Below are 8096 nucleotides of genomic sequence, written 5' to 3'. Positions count from 1 at the left end.
AGCGTGTACCGGTTTTGTTGAAGATCATCACATTTATCTTCTCCAGATGATCCGAAAGGATATAGACCAGACTCAGGCTTTGGTTGATGATTTGTCCGAACGTATAAAGAGACTGTTGTCCAAGTACGATAATGTCCTTGAACTTCTCAGGGAGATTCCCGGTTTTAGCACCAAAGTTGTAGAGGATCTGGTTTCTGAGATAGGTCTTGACATGTCCCACTTCCCTTCAGAAAAGCATCTTTCGTCCTGGGCCGGTCTTTCTCCGGGTAACAACGAGAGTGCTGGCAAAAAAAAAGCGCACGAATCACTCACGGAAACAAACAGGTAAAGGCGGTAATCACAGAAGCCGCATGGGCTGCGACCCGTACAAAGAATACGTTTTTCAGTGAGAGATACCATCGTATAGCTGCCCGCAGAGGAAAAAAACGTGCCTTGATTGCAGTGGGACATTCTCAGTTGATATCCGTTTATCTGATACTGAGTACGGGAGCCCGTTACCATGAACTTGGTGCACAATATATGCAATCCAAGATAGAGCAGAAACGCAAGGTATATTTGTCTTCCGAACTTAAAAAGCTTGGATACAATGTCTCGCTTACTAAAGTTCCACAAGCAGTAACACCCAATTAACAATACAGACCAAAGGCCGACTTTTACTGGAATTACCATAGTCCGAAAATGAAATTGGTCTCAACAGCTAAGCGCCAAAGATTGTGACTTATGTACACGTGTATGAAACTTTTAAATTCTTAGCTGTTGCTATTTGTCATCGTATAATAGCCGCATTTGTGTTTTCATGAGTGCTAATCTTTCTTTTGAGGAGTTCTATAAATTAAAATATTGTAGTACAGTTGTTTATATGGTTCCAAGAGCGTAAATTTGCAGAAAATAAGAATTTTATAATGAACAAGTTATCCCGATACCGTAAGCTTCGTTATAATCAACTATTTGAGTCAGAGAATCGTGAATTGCGTTTGAATGAAATGGGCAATCCTCTTGAAGTGTTGTCTCAGTATGTTGATTTTGAGATCTTTCGTCCTACTCTTGAATCAGCCCTTTTTACCGGAGAGCGCAAAAGTAATGCCGGTCGTCCGCCGATAGACTGTGTGCTGATGTTCAAGGTCTTGTTTCTTCAGCGTTATTATGGTTTGAGTGACCATCAGATAGAGTATCAGATAGTTGACCGTACGAGTTTCCGCAAGTTTCTTGGTATTGAATGTGTTGACGATGTTCCTGACGAGAAGACGGTGTGGAAGTATCGCGAACTCCTGACAAATACAGGCGTTTATGACAAGCTTTTTTCGGAATTTCATAGTTTCATGGAAAGTAAGGGTCTGCAATTCAATGAGGGTCGCATCATTGATGCCAGTTTTGTTATTGCCCCTCGCCAACGTAACACCCGTGATGAAAATGAGCAGATAAAACAGGGAGCGGGTGATAAGTTGTGGAATGACAATCCCCACAAGAAGTGCCACAAGGATGTAGATGCCCGCTGGACAAAGAAGCGTGATGAGACTTTTTACGGCTACAAGCAGCATACTAAAGTTGAGAAACGCAATAAGATCATACTTTCTTATGATACCACGTCGGCAGAAGTGCATGATTCCAAAGGCTTTGAAGGACTGCTGGATGAAAAAGACGAAGGCAAGGACTTGTATTTGGACGCCGGTTATGTCGGACAAGAGGAGATTGTAAAACAGCATAAGATGAATCCGATAATTTGCGAAAAGGGCTACCGTAACCGTCCGCTTACCAAGGAGCAGAAATCAGACAATAGGAAAAAATCCAAGACACGTTGCCTTGTCGAGCATGTATTCGGGTTTGAGGAACAAACCATGCGTGGACTTGTTGTGCGTACAGTAGGGCTTATTCGTGCTAAAGCCAATGTAGCACTCACCAGTCTTGTGTATAACATCAGTCGTTACACGCAAATAATCAGGCTGAAACCTGAGTTGTTGGGGTGAATTATGCCTGCACATCCAATTTTTACAACAAACACAAGTTAATTATTGTAAAAATTGGGGGGGGTAGAAAATATTCGCTAAATTTGAAAGACTAAAGCTCACAAATTGGGCAGTTAAAGAGTTCTGCTGTCTGATACAAGAGGATAAATTGAATTGATAGAACTCACCTTTTGTCAAAACACTCGGCTTTATATCAATTTTAGTATAAACCTGTCCTGCTTTATGTGTAGGACGCTTAATATTTACGTATGAAAAAGGTTCTTATTTTATTCGTGTGTTTAATTGCGTTCTCTTTTAGTAATTTGAATGCTCAGAGTCAATGGTCGTTCGGACCACGTGTTGGTGTCGGATTCTCCAGTAGATATGGTGATAATGGTTATTATTCCAAAATGTTAGGCGGTGTGTTTGGAGAATACAGAATCAAAAAGTTTGCAACAGAACTTGATGTTTTATTTACCAAACAAGGAGAAGGTGGTGAAGATTATCTGGAGAAAAGTAAATGTATTCTTATTCCATTAAAATTTAAGTTTTATCCTTGTTCTACATTGGGGCTAAATATCTTTGTCGGTCCCCAGTTGGATATCTATTATAATGGTTTGGAAGGAATGCAACCGGATGGTAGTCCTATGATTCATTATCGAAAGACGTCGGCATCTTTAACGGCAGGTCTTGGTTATCGTTTCAAGTTTGGACTTGATTTGACATTCAATTATAATTATGGTCTTGTAAAATTGAATAAGGATGAATTTCCCGGATTGGAAAACTATAGAGACAGGGTATTTCAGATTTCCTTGGGATATGATTTATTCAGTCTGTTCAAAAAGTAGAGAATAAAGATAACTCAATTTTTATAAGAAGGCATATCTGACTTGTTTCCAAGTAATGATATGCCTTCTTTAGTTGTTAAGTTATAATACTTATTTTTATACTAATGAATTTACTGACATTCTTATAATCAGCTGATTTATGCTTAGTTCTTTGTTTTTCTCCAAATATGTTCTATCTCCAGTATAATCATCTTGTGGTAATTGCCATGCCCATTGCCGTACCATTTTCCGTCAAGCGATTTGTCTATGAATTTTTCCGGCTTTATGTCGTCTTCGTAAAGCTTTCTGCATTCCAGTGTAAGGCGTGCCTGATCAAATGTAATATTACCATTTTCTGTTAAAGCCGGTTTAAGTCCTGTTTCTGCTATCTTGTCCGTGTCACGTCCTGATTTTGAGCCGCACACCTTATGTATAGCCTTGTTTTCTTCACCCAGGAACGAGAGTGTGAGAGTGTCACATTTTTCTATAAACTCGTATGTATAGCGTTCAGGACGTATGAAAATAAATGCGACTGTTTTTCCCCATAACACTCCTGTGCCACCCCAAGAGGCTGTCATTGTATTGAATTTCTCTTTTGTTCCTGCTGTTACCAACATCCATTCTTTTCCGATGGCTTCAATCATGTTGTCTGCCAACTGAGATACGTTTATTTCTTTCATTCTTTCTTTATATTAATATGAGTTTACAAAAATAGGAAAAAGAGAAATTTGAGAAATATGTTTTTCATCAAATTTCTGCAATCTCATTTCTTGGTGACGACTATTGTGGACAGCACTGCTGACTATAGTCGGCATCATTGCCTACTATAGTGGGACGCATTGCTTACTATGGTCAGCACCAAGAAATACATATATTGTGGTACTTAATTCTTCTGACCTTCTTATTATACTTGGTTTATTACGTTAAACTGTATATTTTTGTGGTGTAATATAATAGAACTTTTATGGGACGTACAATAAAATTACTATTGCTTTATTTTGCCTATCAGCTGGCATTTTTCGGAGTGCTTGTAGGAATATATATGCTGAAAAACGGAGTTGTGGAAATGCCGGACGTGTCCGGTAGTGGATATATGTCTGTCATTATGTGGGCACAATTTCTTTCCACGTTGTCTGTAGGTCTTCATGTAGTATTGGGAAAATATGTATCTATTGATGTTTTCAGATTGAAAACTTCCAATAGATGGGCTGTATTGTTTGCATCAGCTGTTTTTATCGTGGCAATGGGATTGTGGACCAACTATTTCAGCGAGCTTGCCGGACTGCCTGACAATATGAAGGATATGTTTGAACAGATGATGAACAATCCGTTGGGGATAATATCTATTGTAGTTATGGCTCCGTTGGTGGAAGAACTGCTGTTCCGTGGTGCTATACAGGGACATCTTATGCGAAAGTGGAAAATGCCTTATCTTGGTATAGTGGTGTCGTCGCTTATATTCGGTGTGGTACATGGTAATCCGGCTCAGATTCCGTTTGCATTCGTAGTGGGAATGGCCCTTGGATGGATGTATTACCTCACAGGAAGTCTTATTCCTGGAATGCTGATGCACTTTATTAATAATGGAAGTTCGGTGTTGCTTTATGTTTTGTCGGGCGATCCTGATGCGACAATGATTTCATCACTTGGCGAGACTGGTTCTCTGGCTTTGGCTGTGGCAGGAATTATTCTTACTGTAGTATGTATTTTCATTATCAGAAGGAAACTGGTGAAAGAACCGGTGCAGTGGAACGAAGAAAATAACTTGCAGGCATAAATGATATTCGTGGATTTTGGAGTATCTTTGTGCGACAATAAAAATAATCGAACAAAATAAAAGAAAGGATTTTACCGTGGCAAAAGACAGCGAAGTAGTAATGACCCCCATGATGAAACAGTTTTTCGACCTGAAGGCGAAGCACCCGGATGCTATCATGCTTTTCAGATGCGGAGACTTTTATGAGACGTATTCGGAAGATGCGGTGGCAGCATCCGAGATTTTGGGCATTACCCTTACAAAGAGGGCCAACGGACAGAACAAGACTATCGAGATGGCGGGATTTCCTCATCATGCTCTTGATACATATCTGCCAAAACTTATCAGAGCAGGACGACGTGTGGCTATCTGTGACCAGCTGGAGGACCCTAAAACTACCAAGAAACTGGTGAAACGCGGTATAACCGAGCTTGTTACGCCGGGTGTGGCCATAGGCGACAATATTCTTTCTTATAAGGAAAACAACTTCCTGGCTGCCGTTCATTTCGGAAAGACAGCTTGCGGTGTAGCTTTTCTGGATATTTCTACCGGAGAGTTTATGACTGCAGAAGGAAAACTTGATTATATCGATAAACTTCTCAATAATTTTGCTCCTAAGGAGGTACTTTTCGAACGTGGAAAGAAACCTATGTTCGAAGCTAATTTCGGAACCAAATTCTTTACTTTCGAACTTGACGACTGGGTTTTCACTGAGACATCGGCTGTGAAGAAACTGCTCAAGCATTTTGAAACGAAAAATCTGAAAGGTTTCGGAGTGGAACATCTGAAGAATGGTGTGATAGCTTCGGGAGCTATTCTTCAGTATCTTGAAATGACTCAGCATGAGCATGTCGGGCATATCACATCGCTGTCGCGCATAGAAGAGGAAAAGTATGTGCGCATAGATAAGTTTACTGCCCGCAGTCTGGAGCTGATGGGAAGTATGAACGATGGTGGAACTAGTCTGCTCGACGTGATAGACCATACTATAAGCCCGATGGGGGCACGTATGCTGAAACGTTGGATTATATTCCCGCTGAAGGATGTGCAGCCTATTAACAGGAGGCTTGATGTGGTGGAATATTTTTTCCGTCATCCGGACTTTAAGGAGGAGGTTGAGGACTGCCTTCACAGAATAGGTGATTTGGAACGTATAGTGTCGAAAGCTGCTGTGGGCAGGATTTCTCCACGTGAAGTGGTGCAGCTTAAAGTGGCTTTGCAGGCTATTGAACCTATCAAGATGGCTTGTCTTGAGGCTGACAACGAGAGTCTTCGCAGGATAGGTGAACAGCTCAACCTGTGTGTTTCTATCCGTGATAAAATAGCAAAGGAAATAAACAATGATCCTCCGCTCTTGGTCAATAAGGGTGGTGTGATAGCCGACGGTGTGTCCGAAGAACTGGACGAACTGAGACGTATATCATATTCCGGAAAAGATTATCTTCTTCAGATTCAGCAGAGAGAAAGCGAGCTTACAGGTATTCCAAGTCTGAAGATAGCATATAACAATGTGTTCGGCTATTATATAGAGGTGCGTAATGCGCATAAGGATAAGGTTCCTGCCGAATGGATAAGAAAACAGACTCTTGTGAACGCTGAAAGATATATCACTCAGGAACTGAAGGAATACGAAGAGAAAATCCTCGGGGCTGAGGATAAGATTCTTACGCTGGAGACACGTATTTATAACGAGTTGGTAATGTCGTTGGCTGAGTTTATTCCTGCAATTCAGATAAATGCCACTCAGATAGCAGTTCTTGACTGTCTGCTTTCGTTTGCATCGGCTGCGAAGGCTAACGGGTATATCCGTCCGGTTATATCTGAGGATGAGGTACTGGATATTCGCCAGGGAAGACATCCTGTTATAGAAAAACAGCTTCCTCTGGACGAAAAATATATAGCAAATGATGTATATCTTGACACGGAGAAACAGCAGATTATAATCATCACGGGTCCTAATATGGCGGGTAAATCGGCTTTGCTAAGACAGACTGCCCTTATCACTCTTATGGCTCAGATAGGTTGTTTTGTGCCGGCGGAAAGTGCGCATATAGGTATTGTAGATAAGATATTTACCCGTGTGGGTGCAAGCGATAATATATCTGTGGGAGAATCTACGTTTATGGTTGAAATGAACGAGGCTGCAGATATTCTGAACAATCTTTCACAGCGCAGTCTGGTGCTGTTTGATGAGCTTGGACGAGGTACATCTACATACGACGGTATATCAATAGCATGGGCTATTGTGGAACATATACACGAAAATCCTAAGGCAAAGGCACGTACTCTGTTTGCAACCCACTATCATGAGTTGAACGAAATGGAGCGTAAATATAGCCGCATAAAGAACTATAATGTATCTGTCAAGGAAGTTGATAATAAAGTGATTTTCCTTCGTAAACTGGAACCTGGAGGCAGCGAACACTCGTTCGGTATTCATGTGGCTAAGATGGCTGGTATGCCTAAGTCTATCGTTAAGCGTGCTGACGAGATTCTGGCCCTTCTGGAGAAAGAAAACCGTCAGGGATCTATATCTGGTAAGGAAAAGGAGATAACTTCGGAATTAAAGAAAAAGAAAGGTGCTTCATCGTCGTCAACATCAGACGGTATTCAACTGAACTTCTTCCAGCTTGACGACCCCGTATTAAGCCAAATAAGGGATGAAATTATCAATTTGGATATCAATAATCTCACCCCTGTTGAAGCTTTGAACAAATTAAATGAAATAAAGAAAATTCTTAATTGATGAAATTCTTTGCTCTCACGCTTGTCATTTCCGGATTTGCCGGAGTTGACTGGCGTGTGCAGTAGTCAAACTCGTGGCTCTTTTCGCCGCTATATGAGTTCCATATAAGTTTAAGTTTTACAGTCTCGCCTTCTGTGTCGGGCAATATTCCGTCAAGCTTGAATGCTACAAGTCCGTCGGCAGGATGTCCGTAAGTATCGCCGTATGCATTGTGGCGGAATTCCACTTCGTATGGATTTTCAGGATTGTTTGTCGAAATCAGGTTTACGAAGTGTTTTGTTCCTGTGTTGCCCCATGCGGTGCTGAAACGTAATGTCAGATAGCCATCTTCTGAAACAGTCATCCAGCTGTTCATAATCTCTACCGGGTCGTTTCCGTAAACTTTGTCATTCTCTTCATCGCCCAGGTTTGCTGCAATAGGTTTAGTCAGGATACTGTCTATCCAGTTGATGTGTACAGCCTTGCTGAAACCTTCCGAAGGATCTGTAGTCTCTTCAAAATTAACCAAAGCTCTAACTTCTTTTTCGCCGAAAGGTGATTTTGTAACATTCACCGGAAGAAGTGTCGTTTCATTGTCAAGCTGAAGGAAGAAAGTATCATTGGCATCTGTTTTTACAGTAACCAGCGCGTTAGGGAACATTAGAGAATAGTCATAATCATCGTCATTGTCGCATGACTGGAGTGAGAATATGGCAACCGAAGCTACCAATGCATGTTTAAAAATTGAACGTAGTCTCATAATAATTTAATTTTTAACGTGTTAACTTTGAATGTTTGTTTATACGTTAAATGATGGACTTACTGATTTAATGCATCCTATTTTG

At 40.9% G+C, this 8096-nt stretch carries 8 protein-coding genes; 6 read left to right on the top strand and 2 right to left on the bottom strand.

Translation table 11 applies throughout. The features are described 5' to 3' along the window. The 4 genes from NW213_RS12990 to NW213_RS12975 form a co-directional block, all read left to right on the top strand. Nucleotides 1-328: transposase (locus NW213_RS12990; RefSeq protein ID WP_258323039.1), on the top strand; the 328-nt coding region annotated here is incomplete at its 5' end. 113 nt (nucleotides 329-441) lie between these two features. Next, the gene (locus NW213_RS12985; RefSeq protein ID WP_204394739.1) at nucleotides 442-630 is read left to right on the top strand and encodes a hypothetical protein; all 189 of its coding nucleotides are present in this window, start codon (nucleotides 442-444) and stop codon (nucleotides 628-630) included. Between the two features lie 272 nt (nucleotides 631-902). Beyond that, a complete protein-coding gene (locus NW213_RS12980) occupies nucleotides 903-1964 on the top strand; it encodes an IS5-like element IS1169 family transposase (protein WP_005794453.1) in 1062 nt (353 codons plus the stop codon). 248 nt (nucleotides 1965-2212) lie between these two features. Further along, nucleotides 2213-2791: a porin family protein gene (locus NW213_RS12975; protein WP_154043670.1), complete on the top strand. Its 579-nt coding sequence runs from the start codon at nucleotides 2213-2215 to the stop codon at nucleotides 2789-2791. 143 nt (nucleotides 2792-2934) lie between these two features. Here NW213_RS12975 and NW213_RS12970 read toward each other — a convergent pair whose 3' ends face one another. Further along, on the bottom strand, nucleotides 2935-3450 hold the full coding sequence (locus NW213_RS12970) for a flavin reductase family protein (protein ID WP_258323038.1): 516 nt from the start codon (nucleotides 3448-3450) through the stop codon (nucleotides 2935-2937). A gap of 284 nt (nucleotides 3451-3734) precedes the next feature. Here NW213_RS12970 and NW213_RS12965 point away from each other — a divergent pair, with 284 nt between their 5' ends. Together NW213_RS12965 and mutS are read left to right on the top strand one after the other, a co-directional pair. After that, complete coding sequence (locus NW213_RS12965; RefSeq protein ID WP_258323037.1) at nucleotides 3735-4547, top strand: CPBP family intramembrane glutamic endopeptidase; 813 nt, start codon at nucleotides 3735-3737, stop codon at nucleotides 4545-4547. A gap of 100 nt (nucleotides 4548-4647) precedes the next feature. Continuing rightward, nucleotides 4648-7272: a DNA mismatch repair protein MutS gene (gene mutS, locus NW213_RS12960; RefSeq protein WP_258323042.1), complete on the top strand. Its 2625-nt coding sequence runs from the start codon at nucleotides 4648-4650 to the stop codon at nucleotides 7270-7272. Here the strand turns inward: mutS and NW213_RS12955 are convergent. Continuing rightward, on the bottom strand, nucleotides 7265-8011 hold the full coding sequence (locus NW213_RS12955; protein WP_204392381.1) for a NigD-like protein: 747 nt from the start codon (nucleotides 8009-8011) through the stop codon (nucleotides 7265-7267). The two genes, mutS and NW213_RS12955, sit on opposite strands and share 8 nt — an antisense overlap. Nucleotides 8012-8096 lie beyond the last annotated feature (85 nt).

The sequence above is a fragment of the Bacteroides sp. ET336 genome (assembly GCF_024733815.1).
Classification (GTDB): domain Bacteria; phylum Bacteroidota; class Bacteroidia; order Bacteroidales; family Bacteroidaceae; genus Phocaeicola; species Phocaeicola cellulolyticus.
Note: the sequence above shows the minus strand (reverse complement) of the source record. Positions and strands in the feature narration are given on the sequence as shown.

Coding starts and splice junctions, on each gene's coding strand:
- NW213_RS12980 (WP_005794453.1), top strand. CDS start 903: ATGAACAAGTTATCCCGATACCGTAAGCTTCGTTATAATCAACTATTT.
- NW213_RS12975 (WP_154043670.1), top strand. CDS start 2,213: ATGAAAAAGGTTCTTATTTTATTCGTGTGTTTAATTGCGTTCTCTTTT.
- NW213_RS12970 (WP_258323038.1), bottom strand. CDS start 3,450: ATGAAAGAAATAAACGTATCTCAGTTGGCAGACAACATGATTGAAGCC.
- NW213_RS12965 (WP_258323037.1), top strand. CDS start 3,735: ATGGGACGTACAATAAAATTACTATTGCTTTATTTTGCCTATCAGCTG.
- mutS (WP_258323042.1), top strand. CDS start 4,648: ATGACCCCCATGATGAAACAGTTTTTCGACCTGAAGGCGAAGCACCCG.
- NW213_RS12955 (WP_204392381.1), bottom strand. CDS start 8,011: ATGAGACTACGTTCAATTTTTAAACATGCATTGGTAGCTTCGGTTGCC.